This is a genomic window from Actinokineospora auranticolor (genome assembly GCF_002934265.1).
Lineage (GTDB): Bacteria > Actinomycetota > Actinomycetes > Mycobacteriales > Pseudonocardiaceae > Actinokineospora > Actinokineospora auranticolor.
Map to the genome: position 1 here is coordinate 163,954 of NZ_PTIX01000012.1, position 17,844 is coordinate 181,797.

Genomic DNA, 17,844 nt, shown 5'->3' on the forward strand with positions numbered 1-17,844 from the left:
TCGCCCCTCCACCGCCCACCTTCGCCCCACACCCACACTCCTGCCCGCCACGCATCCCTCCCTGCGCCTGTTCTCCCATCGCCTCGCACCTTGCCGCCCTCCTGCACCCAGCGAACCCCGCGCGCCACCACCGCACCTCGCACCCGCTTGGCCACACCGACCCACGCTCGCACTTCCGGCCCTCACACTCACGCCTCCGCCCTTACGCCCACACCCGATCCACACTTCGGCCCCTCATCACCCGCGCCCCACCTCCATGCTTCACGCCTGCACCTCCACGCCCTCGCACCCGCCCCTATCCACCCTTTGCGCCCACTTCCGCCCTTACCAAGTGGAAACCCGACGCGATTCCTGACCCTCGACACGCGACAGGTCCCCCTCACGCCATCGCCCGCACTCTCGCGCCTCGCCCCTGCACACCCTCCACACCTCACATACCAAGAAGGCCAATCCCCATCGGGACTTCCCAACCAACTCCGCATCCACCGGCCGCTCACCCCGCTTGTCCAACACACCGACCAACCCAGGCCATCACTCAAACCGCCAAAGCCCAGCCAGTGCCGACATTCGACGTACAACTCGAACAGTCGGCCCCGGCCAACCGACACGGCCGAACCCAATCCACGCGCGTCCACCCAACGAAGGCCAACAACCCATGTCCCACCACAAACCACACACAACCACTCGCCACCGTCACGCGGGCACGCAGCGATTACCAGCGAGTCGACCGCCATCGAATGACCCCGACCCGACACGCAATCGGTCAACTGAACGGAGCACATCAGCGCAATTCCCACGAGATCACGCCGCACGCCCGGCGGCCCCTTGAGACCAAGAGCCGCCTAGGGCTTGATCGCCGAACTGTTCACCGGGGCCAAATCCTCGCTTGTGGACAACGGGACGCCGGAGGTTGAGCGGATCATCCTCTTGCCCCGTCGGCGACCAACCCGAGAAATCGTGTGCCGGTCGACCACATTCCGTTGCGGGGCGACTGGGCTGTCCGAGTGATTGACGAGGCGCGATGGGGGTTCCTATGGTCTAGACCATATTGTCCGACTTGTCGGGGAGGGCGTATGCGGAAGTCGTGGCGGACCGCGGTGATCGCGGTGGCCGTGTTGCTCAGCATCCCGGCCGCGGCGGCACCCGCGTCGCCGGTAGCCACGGTGGTGCCCGGTGTCGAGCGGTTGTTGCCGAAGCCGGTCGAGGCCAAGGCCAGTGGGCGGGCGCCCTTCACCATCACCGAGGACACGCGCGTGGTGGCTCGGGGTGGGGCCCGGCCGGTGGGCGACTACCTGGCCGCGCTGTTGCGGCCCGCCACGGGCTACCGGTTGCCGGTGACCTCGGGACACCCGGGACGCGGGGACATCGTCCTCGACCTCGGGCGGGGCAAGGCACCCGAGGGGCATGGGGGTGAGGGGTACCGGCTGGTGACCGACGAGCGGTCGGCGACCATCTCCGCCGAGACGCCCGCCGGGTTGTTCCTCGGGGTGCAGACGCTGCGCCAGTTGCTGCCCGCGTGGGTGGAGAGCCGGGTGCGGGTCGACGGGCCGTGGCGGGTGCAGGCCGCGACGGTCAGCGACTACCCCCGGTTCGCCTACCGCGGGGTGATGCTCGACGTCGCGCGCAGCTACCTCAGCGTCGCCGAGGTCAAGCGGTACATCGACAACGCGGTGCGGTTCAAGATCAATACGCTGCACCTGCACCTGACCGACGACCAGGCGTGGCGCATCGCGATCAGCACGCCGCAGGACAACCCATCGGGGCTGGACTACGAGGCGTTGACGCGGGTCGGGTCGCAGGGTGGCAGCGACCGGTTGGGCAACGGCACGCCGCTGGGCACCGGGCCCGCGATCCGCGGCTCCTACACCCAGCGCGACTACGCCGAGATCGTCGCGCACGCCAAGTCCCGCTTCGTCACGGTCGTGCCCGAGATCGACGGTCCGGGGCACACCAACGCCGCGCTGGCCGCCCTCCCGCGGCTGAACCCGGACGGCGTGGCCAAGCCGATGAACAACACCGCCGACGTCGGCTACTCCACGCTGGACGCCAACTCGGAGATCACCTACGAGTTCACCCGCACCGTCTACAGCCAGATCGCCGCGCTGACCCCCGGCCCGTACCTGCACATCGGCGGCGACGAAGCGCACGTCACCGGGCACGAGAACTACCTGACCTACATCCGCCGCCTGCTCCCGCAGGTGGCCGCCCTGGGCAAGACCCCGGTCGGCTGGAACGAGTACGCCGACGCCGACCTGCCCCCCGGCGCGGTGATCCAGGTGTGGCGGGCCGCGTCGATGGAGAAGGTCCTGCGCCAGGTCGCGCGCGGCGCGAAGGTCGTGATGTCCCCGGCGCCGACCACCTACCTCGACCAGAAGTACGAGCCGTCGAGCCCCATCGGCCTGAGCTGGGCGTGCCGCAACGCCTGCGACTTCGACACCTACTACAACTGGGAACCCGTCCGCGACGGCCTGACCGAGTCCGACGTCCTGGGCGTCACCGCTCCCCTGTGGTCGGAAACCATCCGCGGCCTCCCCCAGGCCGAGTGGCTGACCTACCCCCGCCTGGTCTCCGCCGCCGAGATCGCCTGGTCCCCCCGGTCGGCCCGCGACCTGACGGACTTCACCGCCCGACTCGCCACCCTGGGCAGCAGGCTGACCATCGCGGGTGTCAACTTCCGCCCCAGCCCCGCCATCGCCTGGACCACCGACATCACCACCCCCGACCGCCACACCCGCGGCCCCCTCCGCGGCGAGATCGGCCACTTCACCGCCCCGGCCACCACCCCACCCACCGCCACCCTCACCTACGGCGACGGCACCTCATCCCCCGCCACGGTGTCCCCGGCGACCCCGGCAGGCCCACTAGCCGCCCCAGGCCTGTGGACGGTCACCACCCCCGACCACCGCTACCCCCATCCCGGCAGCTACCGGGCAACCCTCACCGTCACCACCCCCACAGGCACCGCAACCACCCACTTCACCGTCACAGTCCGCCGCTAACCCAGCTCACCCCCGTGGCCGCGCAGGCCCTCTCCACCGCCCCGCCTGCGCGGCCACGCCCTTTCCTTAGGCACTACCGAGTCCCCACTGCCGGGAGCGCGTTGCGTTGGAGTGGGTAGGAGGGGACAAACCTTGGCTGGGTGGGGGCCCACGCAAAGCAAGTTCGCCCAAGCGAGGCCGCCCCTCTTTTCCGCGAACAGCAGGACAAACCCAACGCGCCCAGCCCACCCAGGCCCGCCTGACGCCCAGCAGCCCACCGCACGTCCAGCAGCCACACCTCAGAAGTCGACGAGCTCCAAGCTCACCGCGACCACGTCACCGACCGCCAACTCCTCCGCCACCCGCACCGCCTTCTTCACCGGCAGCACGTAGCACCCGCTCCCCTTGTCCGGGAAGATCGACGTCCGCCACGCGGTGGCCCCCACCCGCACCCGAACCCGCACCGACCCGAACCCCCGCCGCGGCTCGGCGGACACCTCCCGGATCTCCTCCGACGCGTCCTCCGGCACCGTCACGAAGGTCCAGCTCTCCTCCCGCGCCTCCCACAACCACAACGCGGACTCAAAGTCGACAACCACACCCGAAGCCTCGCACGGGCACCCGACAACCGCGCCGCCCCGGAATGCCGAAACCGCCGCCGGGTGGGTACCCGGCGGCGGTTTCAGTGGCGCGCCCGAAGGGATTCGAACCCCTAACCTTCTGATCCGTAGTCAGATGCTCTATCCATTGAGCTACGGGCGCTTGTTCAGTTGTCCACCCGGCGAACCGGGTGTACAGCGGAGGCTCCGGGATTTGAACCCGGGAGGGCTTTTACACCCAACCGCATTAGCAGTGCGGCGCCATAGACCAGACTAGGCGAAGCCTCCCGGGGCCCCTGGCCGCTCGGGAGGTAAGACTACACAGGGGTGGGTGCGGGGAGCAAAACACCCCCCTCCTAACTGCGCAAGACGGGTAAAAACGCTGGTGGGTGGCCCCATGGCGGTCGGCGGCCGAGGGCGTGGGCCTGGTCGGCGCGGGCCGGCGGGTGGGGCCGGGGCGACGGGGTGGCCGCGACCATGTCGGGCGGCCGGTTTGTGGCGATTTCGAACACAACGATCACCCGGTCCGCCCCGCTAGAGTCGCCCTTGCCACACCCAGAAGGAGGGGCACACATGGACAAAGTCGTCCCCAGCGCTGCTGACGCGGTAGCCGACATCCCCGATGGCGCGAGCCTGGCCGTAGGCGGGTTCGGGCTCTGCGGCATCCCGAGCGTCCTCATCCAGGCGCTGCTGGCCAAGGGCGTGACCGGGCTGGAGGTGACGTCCAACAACTGCGGCGTCGACGACTGGGGGCTGGGCCTGCTGCTCCGCGAGAAGCGGATAGCCAGGATGACCAGCTCGTACGTCGGCGAGAACAAGGAGTTCGCCCGCCAGTACCTCGCGGGCGAGCTGGAGGTCGAGCTGACCCCGCAGGGCACCCTCGCCGAGCGGCTGCGCGCGGGCGGCTCCGGCATCCCCGCCTTCTACACCCGCACCGGTGTCGGCACCCAGGTCGCCGACGGCGGCGTGCCGTGGCGCTACGACGACGCGGGCAACGTCGCGGTCGCCTCCCCGGCCAAGGAGGTTCGCCAGTTCGGCGGCCTCGACTACGTCATGGAGACCGCGATCGTGGCGGACTTCGGGCTGGTCCGCGCGTGGAAGGGCGACCGGCACGGCAACCTCGTGTTCCGCGACTCCGCGCAGAACTTCAACCCGCTGTGCGCGATGGCGGGCAAGGTCAGCGTCGCCGAGGTGGAGGAGCTGGTCGAGCCGGGCGAGCTGGCCCCGGGTGAGATCCACCTGCCGGGCATCTTCGTGCAGCGCGTGGTCCCGCTGACCCCCGAGCAGGCCGCCGAGAAGCGCATCGAGCGCCGCACCGTCCGCACCGCCGCGAAGGAGGCCTGACATGGCACTGACCCGTGAGCAGATGGCCGCCCGCGCCGCCGCGGAGCTGTCCGACGGCTCGTACGTCAACCTGGGCATCGGCCTGCCCACCCTGGTGCCCAACTACGTGCCGGACGACGTGGAGATCGTGCTCCAGTCCGAGAACGGCATCCTCGGCGTCGGCGCGTACCCCTTCGACGGCGAGGAGGACGCCGACCTGATCAACGCGGGCAAGGAGACCGTCACGATCCGCCGGGGCGCGTCCTTCTTCGACTCCGCGCTGTCCTTCGGCATGATCCGCGGCGGCAAGGTGGACGCGGCGATCCTGGGCGCGATGCAGGTCTCGAGGGTCGGCGACATCGCCAACTGGATGATCCCCGGCAAGATGGTCAAGGGCATGGGCGGTGCCATGGACCTGGTGCACGGCGCCAAGCACGTGGTCGTGCTGATGGAGCACGTGGCCAAGGACGGCTCGTACAAGATCGTCAACGAGTGCAGCCTGCCCTACACGGGTCTGCGGGTCGCGCAGCGGATCATCACCGACCTCGCGGTCATCGACGTCACCGACTCCGGCCTGGTGCTGCGGGAGCTGGCGCCGGGCGTGAGCGTGGACGAGGTGCGCGAGAAGACCGAGCCGGAGCTGACCGTCGCCGACGAGCTGACCGAGATGCCCGCCGCGGTCTGAGGTCGGAGCGCCGTCCACTGGGCACCCCGCGGTGCTCAGTGGACGGACGCGACCAGGTCCCGCAGCCGCTGCGCGAGCCGGGGGGTGTCGGCGGGGGCCAGGGTCAGCCAGTCGACGCCGTCGCGCCGGGTCGGCAGGGCCAGGTAGCGGCCCGCGGTGGTGTCGAACCAGTTCACGACGTCCGTGCGGTTCTTCCGGCCCACCTGGTCGACGCTGTTCGCCGCGACCTGCCCCCCGCCGTGCCGGGAGTTCTCCACCAGCGTGGCGATGGTGCGCATGTCGCGGCCGCTGATCCCGCCCTGGTTGAGCGCCGTCTCCAGGCCCGCGAAGCCGGTCTCGACGTAGGCGTCTATCGCGTTGTTGAACACCGACTTGGGCAGCGTGACCGAGGTACCGGGCCCCGGGTCGGCGTCGGGGACCAGCCCGACGATCTCCCCGACGATCGCCACCGCCCCGGTCAGCTGCCCGATCTTGATCCGCTCGCCGGTCTGCACGGCCAGCGCCGCGCGGGCGGGCCGACCCGCGCCGAGCAGCCGCACGTGGCGGCCGACGGAGAGCAGCCCGTCGACGCTGTAGCTGTGGCGGGCGAGCAGGGTGAGGTCGTCCTCCAGGTGCCGGTCCAGGTCACGGCCGTCGTGCAGGCCGCGCGCGGCGAGACCGTCCACCACTTCCTTGCGCAGCCGGTCGCGGTCGTCGGTGGTCTCCCCGAACGAGGGGATCTCCAGCGGGTACGGGCGGTCGGTGAACCCCAGTGACTCCCACACAAGGTCGAACTCGACCAGGGTGAGCGATATCGGCCTCACCGCAGGTGGGCGTCGAACCAGTTGAGGGCGCGCGCCCAGGCCTCGGCCGCGCCCGAGTCGAACCGGTAGCGGACCACGTCGGTGGCGATCTTGGCGGTGCTCGCCGCCTCGCGCAGCTTCTCCACCTGCTCGGCGCTGATGTCGTCGTCGCCGTCCTCGCGGTAGAGGCCCAGCCACGGCACCCGCAGGTCGCCCGCGACCTCGATCAGCGCGGGCAGGCCGTCGGACAGCGGTTCCAGGATGCCGCCGCCGGAGACCGAGACGGCGGCGCCGATGTCCCGGCTCGCGCCGACCACCAGGGCGACCGCGCCGCCGAGTTCGAAACCGATGACGCCGATCCGGTCGGCGGTGAGGCCGTGGCCCGCGAGCCAGGCGAAGGCGATGTCGGTGGCGGCCAGCACGGACTCGCCGGACAGGCCGCTGACCTTGTCGCGGGCTTCGTCGTGGCCGACCTCGGCGGAACCCGACTCGCCCGGGTACAGGTGCGGGACGACGACCAGCCAGCCCTCGGCGGCGAGGCCGTCGGCGATGCCGGTGACCGTCCCGGTGATGCCGCGCGCCTCGTGCAGGACCACGAGCCCGCCGCGGGTGACGCCGTCGGGTTCGGCGTAGGTGAGGCGCAGCGCACGACCGTCGTCGAGCCGGAAATCCTCTGTGCGTGTCTGGGCCATGACATACCCAACCATGCGGGGGTTAATAGCAGTCAACGTGATCACACGCTCACCCATCCGCAGGAAAAAGGCCATTTTCGGCGGATCGAGCACGGGGAACGAACACTTGTGTCCGGTGGGTAGCATCATGGGTGCCGCTGACTTGGATCGATGAGGAGCCCCGATGACCGTGCGTACCCGCGCCGACCTGGAATCGCTGCCCGGCTACGTCCCCGGCCGCAGCGTCCCCGGGGCCATCAAGCTGGCCAGCAACGAGGACTCCCTCGACCCGCTGCCCAGCGTGGTGACCGCCATCGCGGAGGCGGCCTCCCGGATCAACCGCTACCCGGACAGCGGCGCGGGCGAGCTGACCGCGCGGCTGGCCCGCAAGCTCGGCGTGACCGAGGAGCAGGTCTCCCTGGGCTGCGGCTCGGTGACCCTGTGCCAGCAGCTCATCCAGGCGACCTGCACCGAGGCCGACGCGGTGCTGTTCCCGTGGCGCTCGTTCGAGGCGTACCCGCTGGTCACCCAGGTGGTGGGGGCCGGTCAGGTCAAGGTCGGGCTGACCCCGGGGCACGCGCTCGACATCGACGCGATGATCGCCGCGCTGACCCCCGAGGTCCGGATCGCGTTCGTGTGCACGCCGAACAACCCGACCGGCACGGCGCTCACCCGCGCCGAGCTGGAGCGGTTCATCGAGGCGGTGCCGTCGGACGTGCTGGTGGTCGTCGACGAGGCGTACCGCGAGTTCGTGTCCGACCCCGAGGTGCCGGACGGCGTCGAGGTGGCCAAGGAGCAGTGGGCGCGCGGGCGGGACAACGTGGCGGTGCTGCGCACGTTCTCCAAGGCGTACGGCCTGGCCGGGCTGCGCGTCGGCTACCTGGTGGCGCCGGAAGCGGTGACCGCGGCGGTGCGCAAGGTTTTCGTGCCGTTCGGTGTGAACGCGCTGGCGCAGGTCGCGGCGCTGGCGTCGCTGGACGCCGAGGACGAGCTGCTGGAGCGCTGCCGCGGCGTGGTCGCCGAGCGGAGCCGGGTGCACGCGGCGCTGGTCGAGGCCGGGTACGAGGTGCCTGCGAGCCAGGCCAACTTCGTGTGGCTGCCGCTGGGCGAGCGCACGGCGGAGTTCAACGAGCACTGCCTGGCGAACAAGGTCGTGGTCCGCGCGTTCGTCGGCGACGGCGCGCGCGTGACGATCGGTACGCCGGAGGAGAACGACACCTTCCTCGCGGTGGCCCGCTCGTTCCCGCGGTGATCTAGCGGGTCAGCAGGATGACGACGGCCGTGAGGCCGACGACGACGATGACCCCGCGCAGCACCACCGGCGACAGCCTGCGCCCGACCTTGGCCCCGACCACGCCGCCGACCACGGACCCGGCGGCGAGCAGGGCCACGGCGGGCCAGGCCACGTCGGCGACGAAGATGAAGATGACGCCGGAGACGAGGTTGACCAACGCCGCGAGGACGTTCTTCGCGGCGTTGAGCCGCTGCATGGACTCGTCCATCAGGATGCCCATAAAGGCGAGCAGCAGGATGCCTTGCGCGGCACCGAAGTAGCCGCCGTAGACACCGGTGGCGAAAACGGCGACGAGGAGCCCGACACCGCCGTGCGGGTGGCGTTCGCCTTGGCGCGCGGCGAGCCAGCGGGCGATGCGGGGTTGCAGGACGACCAGGACCAGGGCGAGGACGATCAGAACCGGGACGATCGCCTCGAACGCGCCGGGGGGCAGGACGAGCAGGAGGACGGCGCCCGCGACACCGCCGAGCGCGGAGGCGGTGCCGAAGCGGAGCAGACGGCCGCGCTGGCCCGCGAGCTCGCGGCGGTAGCCGATCGCACCGGACACCGACCCGGGCACCAGCCCGAGCGAGTTGGACACGTTCGCCACGACGGGCGGGTAGCCGACGGCGAGGAGGACGGGGAAGGTCACGAGGGTCCCGGACCCGACGACGGTGTTGATGCCACCGGCGAAGACCCCGGCGAAGAGCACGGCCACGCCTTCCCAGAAGGTCACCGCGGACATCCGATCATCGGCGTGGACATGGCCAGACCCTAGCCCGCACAGGTGGGTGGCGCGTGGCGGAGGAGTCGCCGATCACCTCGTGGGCGGGCTCGGGAGGTGGCGTCGATGATCATGGCGCGCCTCCGGCCCCCGAGATCCAGTTTACCGGCGGGGACCGACAGTTCCCGGCAAAGATGATCAAGCCTGTGCACAACCGGCGGGCTGGGGTGTGGGCTGGAGTGGCGAGCCGACCTGGTGCTTGACGCAGGCCCGGGCGAACGCGCCGTGCGCATGGCAAATCCGCTGCCGGCAAGGCCGGTTCAGGCTCTTGGCCGCCCGCGCGGGCACTTCGTTCGCGGCCGGGGCACGGGTGGAGCCAGCGGGTGCCGGACCCGGCTCGGTGCCTGGAGTGGAGTCGGGGCCGGACACACCGCTGCTCGTCACGCCATCGGCTTGGCGGGTCCGCCGCAGGCAAGGCTCGCTGGCGGCGGCTCGGCGCTGGCACTGGGACTGGGGCTGGCGCTAGGACTGAGGCTGGCACTGGGACTGGGGCTGACACTGGGACTGGGGCTGGCGCTAGGACTGAGGCTGACACTGGGACTGGGGCTGACACTGGGACTGGGGCTGACACTGGGACTGGGGCTGGCGCTAGGACTGAGGCTGACACTGGGACTGGCGCCGGGGCTGGGGCTGGCGCTGAGGTTGGGGCTGGGGCTGGGGCTGGGGCTGGGGCTGGGGCTGGGGCTGGGGCTGGGGCTGGGAAAAGGCGACCACAGGTCGGTTGGCCGTGGCGCGCGAACGGGGGCGTGGCGTTGATCTTTGTGTGCCTCCGGCCCCCGATGACCATTCTACCGAGGTGGGGCGACGGTTTCGGGTGGAGATGATCAAGCCTGTGGACAACCTCGGCCCGCGGCGCGGAAGGCGGTGGTCATCTCCCGCTCGGCGTCGTCCAGGTAGGTGGTCAGGAGGGTGGTGGCCCGCGCCAGGTCGCCGTTCGCGGTGAGGGTGGCGATCTCGTTGTTGCGGTGCAGGTAGCTCTCGTGGAAGGTGCGGGGGTCGCCCATGCCGTGGAAGGCGAGGCGGAGTTCCGCCGTCAGTTGGCACATCAGCTCGTCGAGCCTTCGGCTGCCTGCGGCGGCCACTATGGCTTGGTGGAAGCGGATGTTGGCGGTGCCGACCTCCGTCCACTCGCCGCGGGTGGCGGCTGTTAGGCCGGTTTGGACGGCTTCGGTCATGGTCGACCAGTCTTCGGTGGTCGAGTTCGCGAGGGCTGGGACCTCGATGAGCCTGCGGACCCGGAACAGGTCCTCCACGTCGTTGGCGTCCACGGTGCGGACGAAGACGCCTCGGTTGAACTGGTGTTCCAGGAGTTTTTCGTGGGCCAGGAGGCGGAAGGCCTCGCGGAGGGTGTTGCGGGAGATGCCGAGGGGGCGCAGGAGGTCTTCCTCCGCGACCCGCTCGCCCGGTAGCAGTTCGCCGAGCATGATCGCCTCGCGGAGCGAGGCCGCGGCCAGTTCCGCAGCGCTGCGCTGGGGTTGAACCAAGCCCGCCAGCCGCTCGCCTAGCCTACCAGCACGCACCGGCGCCTCCGTGTCCAGTTTTTGTCCAACGAATCGACAGCTTAATCGTCCGATTGGGCTCTTGTCGTATTGTTGAACGATCCCCACACTGAACATCACTACATGTGAACCACACTACAACTCAACCCTAGTGTGAGGTGAGTCATGGCGAACTCTGTCAAGCGGCGTAGTCCCGGAGGTCTCGCGTGGTTCCGCGAGCTGCCGGGCAAGGGGCGACGGGCCTTCGTCGGCGCGTTCCTCGGGTACGGGCTCGACTCCTACGACTTCTGGGTGCTGCCCCTCGGACTGACCGCCATCGCGGCCACCTTCGGGCTCGACACCGGCCAGACCGGCCTGCTCTCCACCACGACCCTCGTGTTCTCCGCGGTCGGCGGTGTGGCCGCGGGCGTGCTCGCCGACCGGATCGGCCGCGTCCGCACGCTGATGATCACTGTCGCCACCTACGCGCTGTTCACCGCGCTGTGCGGGCTCGCGCCCAACTACGACACGCTGCTCGCCTTCCGGGCCCTTCAGGGCCTTGGCTTCGGTGGTGAGTGGGCCACCGGGGCGATCCTGGTCGCCGAGTACACCGCCGCCAAGCACCGGGGGCGGGTGGTCGCGGTGGTGCAGAGCTCGTGGGCCGTCGGGTGGGGCGCGGCGGCGCTGGTCTACGCGCTCGTGTTCAGCCTCGCCGCCCAGGACCTGGCCTGGCGGTTGCTGTTCCTCACCGGCGCCCTCCCCGCGGTCCTGCTGGTCTACCTGCGCCGGGGCATCGAGGACGCACCGGTGTTCACCGAGCAGCGGGAGCGGGCGCGCGGGTCGCTCAAGGCGATCTTCAAGCCGGACCTGCTGCGGCACACCGTCTTCGCGTCGCTGCTGGCCACCGGCTGCCAGGGCGGTTACTACACGCTGGCCACCTGGCTGCCCACCTACCTGAGCAAGCAGCGCGGCCTCACCGTCATCGGCACCGGCGGCTACCTCGCCTTCCTCATCGTCGGCGCCTTCCTCGGCTACCTGACCGGCGGCCACTTCGCCGACCGGTTGGGGCGCAAGAACACCTTCCGGATCTTCGCCGTGCTCAGCGCGGCCCTGCTGCTGCTCTACACCCAGCTGCCCGCCTCGGCCGACGCCTACGTGCTGTACCTGGGCTTCCCGCTCGGCTTCTGCTCGTCGGCCATCTTCAGCGGCTTCGGCGCCTACCTCGCCGAGCTGTACCCGAGTCGGGCCCGCGGCGCGGGCCCCGGCTTCACCTACAACTTCGGCCGCGCGGTCGGCGCGTTCTTCCCCGCCGCCATCGGCTTCCTCGCCGTGGAGTACGGCATCGGCGGCGCCATGGCCTTCGGCGCGCTCGCCTACGCCCTGGCGTTCGTCTCCCTGTTCTGGCTACCGGAAACCCGCGACCGCGAGCTGTCCTGAAAGGACCAAACATGCTCGACGACCCGAGAGCCGCCCGTGCCGCGTTCCGCGCGGGCACCGCCGCGAGCACCTCCGGCTGGGCCGACGGCTACGCGCAGGCCAACCTCGTCGCACTCCCGCGCGAGCACGCCTACGACATGCTGCTCTTCGCCCAGCGCAACCCGAAGCCGTGCCCCCTGCTCGAGGTCACCGACGCGGGCGCGTGGCACACCAGGACCGCCGACGCCGACCTGCGCACCGACCTGCCCCGCTACCGCGTGTGGCGCGGCGGAGAGCTGGTCGACGAGCCGACCGACGTCCGCGCGCACTGGCGCCCCGACCTGGTGACCTTCCTCATCGGGTGCAGCTTCTCCTTCGAGGCCGCGCTCGTCGAGGCGGGGATCGGTCTGCGGCACGTGGAGGAGGGGGTCACGGTGCCGATGTACCGGACCAACCGGCCGTGCGCGCCCGCGGGCGCGTTCAGCGGACCGCTGGTGGTCACCATGCGGCCGGTCCGCGCCGACCTGGTCGCCGCCGCGGTGACCGCGACCGCCCGGGTACCGCAGGTGCACGGCGCCCCGGTCCACATCGGATCGCCGGAATCCCTCGGCGTGGTACTGGAAAAACCCGACTACGGCGACCCGGTGACGGTCCGGGACGGCGAGGTCCCGGTGTTCTGGGCCTGCGGCGTGACACCCCAGGCCGCGCTGGCGGCGAGCGGCGTCCCGTTCGCCATCACGCACGCGCCGGGCCACATGTTCATCACGGATATCCGGGAATCAGCGCTCCGGACGGGGTGACCGGGGCAGGCAAGGGGGAAGACATGGACAACCTGGGACTGATCGCCTTCGGCGTGCTCGTCTCCTGCCTCGGCGTGCTGTGGCTGATCGGCCGCGCGGAGCTGTTCGGCAGGCTCGCGGTGACCGGCTTCGTGCTCGGCTCGCTCTCGACGCTGTCGGTGTTCCTGATGATGTCCTGACAACGCCGCTTCCACAGGCGAAAGCGGGGCGGTGCCGACCAGGCACCGCCCCGCTTCACTTACCGCTCAACAGAACCAGCTCATCCGGCGCCCGCGCGACACGACCAGCGAGCTGAGGGGTACCCGTCAGCCCAGGTTCCGGGTGCCGAAGGTGTCGCAGGTGGTGGGGTTGCCGCCGTTGATCCCCGCCAGGAACCACTTCTCGCGCTGCGCGGAGGAGCCGTGGGAGAACTGCGACTCGTCGACCTGGCCGCTGCCGAGGTTCTTCTGGATGAAGTCGTCGCCGATGCGGGCGGCCACGTCGAGGGCCTGGTCGACATCCTGCTGCGTGATGGATTTGATCAGTGGCCTGCCGTTGGACGCGGGCGTGTTCACCGCGTTGTTGGCCCACACCCCCGCGTAGCAGTCGGCCTGCAGTTCCAGGCGCACGCCGTCGGAGGTCGGGCCGGTTCCCGGGCGGACCTTGTCGGAGGTGCCGAGCAGGTTCTGCACGTGGTGGCCGTATTCGTGGGCGAGCACGTACGCCTCGGCGAAGGTGCCGCCCTGGGCGCCGAACTTGGTGCGCAATTCCTTGTAGAAGGTCAGGTCGATGTACACGCGGCCGTCGGCCGGGCAGTAGAACGGGCCGACGTCCGCGGTGGCGCCGCCGCAGCCGGTGTTGACCGAGCCGCTGAAGAACGTGGTGGTCGCCTGCCGGTAGGTGCGGCCGGAACGGGCGAACTCGTCGGACCAGTAGCCCTGGATCGAGTTGATGATGGCGACCAGCGCGCAGTCGTCCTTGGTGTTGGCGTCCTTGCCGGTGCGGCACTCCTTGGCCAGGTCGCCGCTGTTGAGCGTTTGACCGCTGCCGACGCCGTCGATGCCCAGCGGCACGCTCGCGGGCAACCCGCCGAGCTGGTTGAGCACGAAGTACACGATGAGCCCGATGATGCCCAGCCCGCCGCCACCGAGGGCGACCCGGCCGCCGACGCCACGGGCGTCCTGCACCTGGGAGGTGTCCAGCGCAACGTCGTCGTCGAACTCCACGGCAACTCTCCGCGTCCGGGGCCGGTGACTGCTGTCCCCGGAGACGATAGTGCGCCCGGCGGCGCCGCGCGTAACGCGGGCCGGGCGCGGTGCCGCGAACGCGGCATGGGGGCGGCGTTGCCGTGACGCGGCCCGGGGGCGGCGTTGCCGTGACGCGGCCCGGGGGCGGCGTTGCCGTGACGCGGCCCGGGGGCGGCGTTGCCGTGACGCGGCCCGGGGGCGGCGTTGCCGTGACGCGGCCCGGGGGCGGCGTTGCCGTGACGCGGCCCGGGGGCGGCGTTGCCGTGACGCGGCCCGGGGGCGGCGTTGCCGTGACGCGGCCTGGGTGCGGCGCCTTCGTCGGCTGCCGCACCCAGGGTCCGTCACGTCGTGGTGGCCTACCGTTTCGGCGGTTGGCGTGGAGCCCGGCCGAGTGGATCAGGAGACGCACTCGATGCGGGGTTCAACATCGTCGATGTGCTTGACCCGACGCGTGTCGCGCGTCGCGCACTCGAAGAACCCGTCGAGCTGCCGCCCTCGTCCACGGCTGGTCCGCGGTATCGGCTCAGCCGCGGGGTCGCGGCAGGCGGTAGACGACCACGGATGGTCTCTGCTTCGCCACGGCACCACCTAACCCCTTCCCGACGGGCACGGTGACCATTTCTGGTTCGGCGTTCCTCGGCGTATCGCGTCGTCCCGGGCCGGTCGTCCCCTCCATCGTGCGCCGCGACCGGCGTTCGGACAACCCCGAACGGCTCCCCGAACCGGTGAATCCGGCGCGGGTGCTGTCCGATCAGGACTGTGTCAACCGGAGGGTGGGGCCCGCGGAAAGCGTGCGGGCGGCTGCCGATGAGCCGGCAGCCGCCCGAGTACCCCGGTGCTCAGGTGGGGGTTACGGCACCACGGTGACGCGGTCGGCGGGCGGCGGGGCCAGGTCCGGCTTGGTCGCCAGGTACGCGGTCAGCGCGTCGAGGTCGACGGGCCCACCGGCGAGGTCACTGCCCTTGGCCAGCTCGGCGAACCCGTCGCCACCGGCGGCGAGGAAGTTGTTCACCGATACCCGGTACTTGCCGTTCGGGTCGACCGGCACACCCGCGACGGTGATGTCGCGGACCCGGTTGCCCTGCGGCGCGGACTGCGACCACGAGTAGTGCAGCGTCGACGAGACCTGGAGGAAGCGGATGAGCGTGGTGCCGTTGGGCTGCGGCTGCCACTGCTGCTCCAGCACCGTCTTGAGCTGGCTGCCCGAGAGCGTGATGGTCTGCATGACGTTGCTGAACGGCTGCACGGCGAACGCCTCGCCGTAGGTGACCACGCCGTTGCCCTCGCCCGCGGGCGAGGACGCGTAGCTGAGGTCGGTGCGGATGCCGCCCGGGTTGGTCATCGCGATCTGCGCCTGGTTGCCCTGCGTCGCGGCGAGCTGCGCGTCGGCGATGACGTCACCGAGCGGGCTCTCCCCCGACGGCGCCGCCGCGCGGACCAGGTCGGCGGTGATGCTGCCGATGCGCCGGTTGGCGATCGGACCGGACTTGGCGACCGCCTCGTCCACCAGCGCCTGCACCGCCGGGTCCGGGGTGACGGTGCGGGTGACGACCTCGTTGTGCGCCACGGTCGCGGACCGGACCACGTCGCGGGTGCGCTTGTCGATCTTGAGGTCGACGACCGAGAGCAGCCTGCCGAAGGAGGCGCCCTGGATCAGCGGGCGGGGGTTGCCCGCCGGGTCGGTGACCACGCAGTTGTACTGCTGGTGGCTGTGGCCGGTGAACACCGCGTCCACCGACGGCGAGGCGGCGGTGGCGATGTCGCGCGCGGGGCCCGCGGCGGTGCGGCAGTCGTCCGGGCCGCCACCCTCGGTGCTGTCGCCCTGGTGCAGCAGCACGACCTGGGTCTGCACGCCCGCCAGGTCCAGCAGCCGCGACGCCTGGTTGATGGCGCGGACCTCGTCGGTGAACTTGAAGCCCTTGATCGCCTCGGGGGTGACCACCGAAGGCAGGTCCTTGAGCGTGGCGCCGATGATGCCGACCGGGATGCCGTCGACGAACCGCACGGTCAGCGGCAGCACCGCGGGCCAGCCGTTGTCGCGGGTGATGTTCGCGCCGAGGAAGGGGAACTTCGCGCCGCGGAAGGGCGTGTGGAACTGGCAGCCGTCGGTCGGGTGGCAGCCGCCGAACTGGATCCGCAGCAGCTCGGCGAAGCCCTCGTCGAACTCGTGGTTGCCGATCACCGAGGCGGCCACGTCGAGCTTGTTCAGCAGCTCGATGGTCGGCTCGTCGTGGAACAGCGCCGAGGTGAGCGGGGAGGCGCCGATGTTGTCGCCCGAGGCCAGCACCAGCGAGTTGGGCGCGGCGGCGCGCAACTGCGCGACGTGCGTGGCCAGGTAGGCGGCACCGCCCGCGTCGACGGTGGAACCGTTGGGCAGGGTCACCCGGCCCGACGAGCCCGCGGGCGGCTGCAGGTTGCCGTGGAAGTCGTTGAAGGCGATCAGCCGCAGGTCGGTGGTGGCGGGCGGCTTGGGGGCCGCCGCGGCCGTACCCGCGAGCCCGCCGAGCGCCACTCCGACCGCGGCGACCACGGCCGCGACGCGCTTGGTAAGGATCATCTGCTCCTCCGTCCGTGCGCCGGGGACCGGGTCGGCCCCGGCGCGAGCGGACAGCAGTGTGCCCGCTGGAGATGGCTAGGACCAGGGCCGGGAGGTGAACGCCGTAACCTGGACGCGTGACATCAGTGCGGGCCGAACCCCGGTGGCTTGAACCGGACGAGATGCGGGCTTGGCGCGCATACGTCATCGGCAGTGAACTGCTGCGCCAGCAGCTGAACCGGGAACTCCAGGACAAGCACAACCTCGCCCTGCCGGACTACGAGGTGCTGGTCCGGCTCTCCGAGCGCGAGGGCGGCCAGATGCGCATGAGCCAGCTGGCGGGCCAGCTGGCGTCGTCCAAGAGCAGACTCTCGCACCAGATCTCCCGCCTGGAGAAGGCGGGCCTGGTCCGCCGCGCGGGCTGCGCCGAGGACGCCCGGGGGGTGATCGCCGAGCTGACCCCGAAGGGCATGGAGGTCCTGCGCACCGCGGCGCCGGTCCACGTCCAGGGCGTGCGCGAGCACCTGGTCGACCTGATGACCCCGGAGGAGCAGCAGGTCATGGCGGGTCTGTTCGAGCGCGTCATCGAACGGCTGGACCTGGCCTGAGTCAGCGGGGCCGGACGCGGTGCAGCGGGGTGGCCAGCGGGTCGACCCAGTGGCCGTGCGCGGGCTGCTCCGCCATCGGGTCCGCCCACCGGACGCGCACCCGGTCGGGCCGGGCCTCCTGGATGCGCACCTCCCGCCAGTCGCCCGGGGTGCCCTCGAGCCACCACGGGTCACTCAGCGAGGTCATCCCGTCACGGCGGAGCACGTCCTCCGCCGCGTCCCGCTCCGACGGCTCAGCCAGGACGGCGTGGAAGACGGTGGTCGGCTGCCACCGGTCGGCCACGGGGCGCAGGTACCCCAGGATCTCGTCATCGTCGTCGTCGCGGCGGACCACGACGGGCTGGTCGGTCGTCATCCGACCAAGGTAGGGACGCGATCGCGTTGTGGCACCCGGTTTTCCGGCTGCCCGCCCGCGCGATCCGCGGCGGCGGGCACCGGCGCGGACGGCCGATCTCCCGCCCGCCGATGACCACGGTCGGCTAGGCTCGTCGGCGGTAGCGTGCCCGAGCGGCCTAAGGGACACGTCTTGAAAACGTGCGAGGGTAAAACCTCCGTGGGTTCAAATCCCACCGCTACCGCGTACCGGAAACGCCCCGCACCCACCCGGGTGCGGGGCTTTTCCGCTTCCGGGAAAGGCGCGCACCGGCCAAGGGGCGCCCGGACCCCGACGTGCGGGCTCCCCTAC

General features: G+C 71.0%; 16 protein-coding genes and 3 tRNA genes. 9 read left to right on the forward strand and 10 right to left on the reverse strand.

Translation table 11 applies throughout. The features are described from left to right. Positions 1-1,073 precede the first annotated feature (1,073 nt). Positions 1,074-2,999 carry a beta-N-acetylhexosaminidase gene (locus CLV40_RS22155; protein ID WP_104480879.1) on the forward strand — a complete coding sequence of 642 codons (1,926 nt, stop codon included), beginning with the start codon at positions 1,074-1,076 and terminating at the stop codon, positions 2,997-2,999. 278 nt (positions 3,000-3,277) lie between these two features. Here CLV40_RS22155 and CLV40_RS22160 read toward each other — a convergent pair whose 3' ends face one another. The 3 genes from CLV40_RS22160 to CLV40_RS22170 form a co-directional block, all read right to left on the reverse strand. Further along, complete coding sequence (locus tag CLV40_RS22160; protein ID WP_104480880.1) at positions 3,278-3,577, reverse strand: DUF1905 domain-containing protein; 300 nt, start codon at positions 3,575-3,577, stop codon at positions 3,278-3,280. An 87-nt stretch (positions 3,578-3,664) separates the two neighbouring features. Next, positions 3,665-3,740 (reverse strand) — tRNA-Arg (locus CLV40_RS22165). Positions 3,741-3,776: 36 nt separating this feature from the next. Further along, a tRNA-Ser gene (locus CLV40_RS22170) sits at positions 3,777-3,865 on the reverse strand. Positions 3,866-4,150: 285 nt separating this feature from the next. Between CLV40_RS22170 and CLV40_RS22175 the strand changes: the two genes are divergently transcribed. Both CLV40_RS22175 and CLV40_RS22180 read left to right on the forward strand, forming a co-directional pair. Then, positions 4,151-4,921, forward strand: coding sequence for a CoA transferase subunit A (locus tag CLV40_RS22175; protein WP_104480881.1), 771 nt, complete (start codon positions 4,151-4,153; stop codon positions 4,919-4,921). A gap of 1 nt (position 4,922) precedes the next feature. Next, positions 4,923-5,585, forward strand: coding sequence for a CoA transferase subunit B (locus tag CLV40_RS22180; protein WP_104480882.1), 663 nt, complete (start codon positions 4,923-4,925; stop codon positions 5,583-5,585). A gap of 35 nt (positions 5,586-5,620) precedes the next feature. On the opposite strand, the gene CLV40_RS22185 is transcribed toward CLV40_RS22180, so the two are convergent. Both CLV40_RS22185 and CLV40_RS22190 read right to left on the reverse strand, forming a co-directional pair. Continuing rightward, positions 5,621-6,388 carry an ESX secretion-associated protein EspG gene (locus tag CLV40_RS22185; RefSeq protein WP_181043651.1) on the reverse strand — a complete coding sequence of 256 codons (768 nt, stop codon included), beginning with the start codon at positions 6,386-6,388 and terminating at the stop codon, positions 5,621-5,623. Continuing rightward, positions 6,385-7,059, reverse strand: coding sequence for a dienelactone hydrolase family protein (locus tag CLV40_RS22190; protein WP_104480884.1), 675 nt, complete (start codon positions 7,057-7,059; stop codon positions 6,385-6,387). The genes CLV40_RS22185 and CLV40_RS22190 overlap by 4 nt, the downstream gene beginning before the upstream one ends. A gap of 163 nt (positions 7,060-7,222) precedes the next feature. Between CLV40_RS22190 and hisC the strand changes: the two genes are divergently transcribed. Further along, positions 7,223-8,290 carry a histidinol-phosphate transaminase gene (gene hisC, locus CLV40_RS22195; RefSeq protein ID WP_104480885.1) on the forward strand — a complete coding sequence of 356 codons (1,068 nt, stop codon included), beginning with the start codon at positions 7,223-7,225 and terminating at the stop codon, positions 8,288-8,290. Position 8,291: 1 nt separating this feature from the next. Here the strand turns inward: hisC and CLV40_RS22200 are convergent, their stop codons facing one another. Together CLV40_RS22200 and CLV40_RS22210 are read right to left on the reverse strand one after the other, a co-directional pair. Next, positions 8,292-9,056 (reverse strand): sulfite exporter TauE/SafE family protein, encoded by a 765-nt coding sequence (locus CLV40_RS22200; RefSeq protein ID WP_104480886.1) that lies wholly within the window; start codon positions 9,054-9,056, stop codon positions 8,292-8,294. Positions 9,057-9,919: 863 nt separating this feature from the next. Then, positions 9,920-10,615: a GntR family transcriptional regulator gene (locus tag CLV40_RS22210; protein ID WP_245931464.1), complete on the reverse strand. Its 696-nt coding sequence runs from the start codon at positions 10,613-10,615 to the stop codon at positions 9,920-9,922. A gap of 144 nt (positions 10,616-10,759) precedes the next feature. Here CLV40_RS22210 and CLV40_RS22215 point away from each other — a divergent pair, with 144 nt between their 5' ends. Genes CLV40_RS22215 through CLV40_RS38195 form a run of 3 tightly spaced genes read left to right on the forward strand, consistent with a single transcriptional unit; the run spans position 10,760 to position 12,968 of the window. Then, positions 10,760-12,010: an MFS transporter gene (locus tag CLV40_RS22215; RefSeq protein ID WP_104480887.1), complete on the forward strand. Its 1,251-nt coding sequence runs from the start codon at positions 10,760-10,762 to the stop codon at positions 12,008-12,010. An 11-nt stretch (positions 12,011-12,021) separates the two neighbouring features. Continuing rightward, positions 12,022-12,789, forward strand: a complete 768-nt coding sequence (locus CLV40_RS22220; RefSeq protein ID WP_104480888.1) for a putative hydro-lyase — start codon at positions 12,022-12,024, stop codon at positions 12,787-12,789. A gap of 23 nt (positions 12,790-12,812) precedes the next feature. Further along, on the forward strand, positions 12,813-12,968 hold the full coding sequence (locus CLV40_RS38195; protein WP_181043652.1) for a hypothetical protein: 156 nt from the start codon (positions 12,813-12,815) through the stop codon (positions 12,966-12,968). 126 nt (positions 12,969-13,094) lie between these two features. Here CLV40_RS38195 and ypfJ read toward each other — a convergent pair whose 3' ends face one another. Further along, positions 13,095-13,994 carry a KPN_02809 family neutral zinc metallopeptidase gene (ypfJ, locus tag CLV40_RS22225; RefSeq protein ID WP_104480889.1) on the reverse strand — a complete coding sequence of 300 codons (900 nt, stop codon included), beginning with the start codon at positions 13,992-13,994 and terminating at the stop codon, positions 13,095-13,097. An 871-nt stretch (positions 13,995-14,865) separates the two neighbouring features. After that, a complete protein-coding gene (locus CLV40_RS22230) occupies positions 14,866-16,572 on the reverse strand; it encodes a bifunctional metallophosphatase/5'-nucleotidase (RefSeq protein WP_104480890.1) in 1,707 nt (568 codons plus the stop codon). Between the two features lie 116 nt (positions 16,573-16,688). Between CLV40_RS22230 and CLV40_RS22235 the strand changes: the two genes are divergently transcribed. Beyond that, entirely contained in the window at positions 16,689-17,159 is a 471-nt protein-coding gene (locus CLV40_RS22235; RefSeq protein WP_104480891.1) for a MarR family winged helix-turn-helix transcriptional regulator, read from the forward strand. Between the two features lies 1 nt (position 17,160). On the opposite strand, the gene CLV40_RS22240 is transcribed toward CLV40_RS22235, so the two are convergent. Beyond that, positions 17,161-17,514, reverse strand: a complete 354-nt coding sequence (locus CLV40_RS22240) for a hypothetical protein (RefSeq protein WP_104480892.1) — start codon at positions 17,512-17,514, stop codon at positions 17,161-17,163. A 138-nt stretch (positions 17,515-17,652) separates the two neighbouring features. Here CLV40_RS22240 and CLV40_RS22245 point away from each other — a divergent pair. Then, a tRNA-Ser gene (locus tag CLV40_RS22245) sits at positions 17,653-17,737 on the forward strand. Positions 17,738-17,844: the final 107 nt, after the last annotated feature.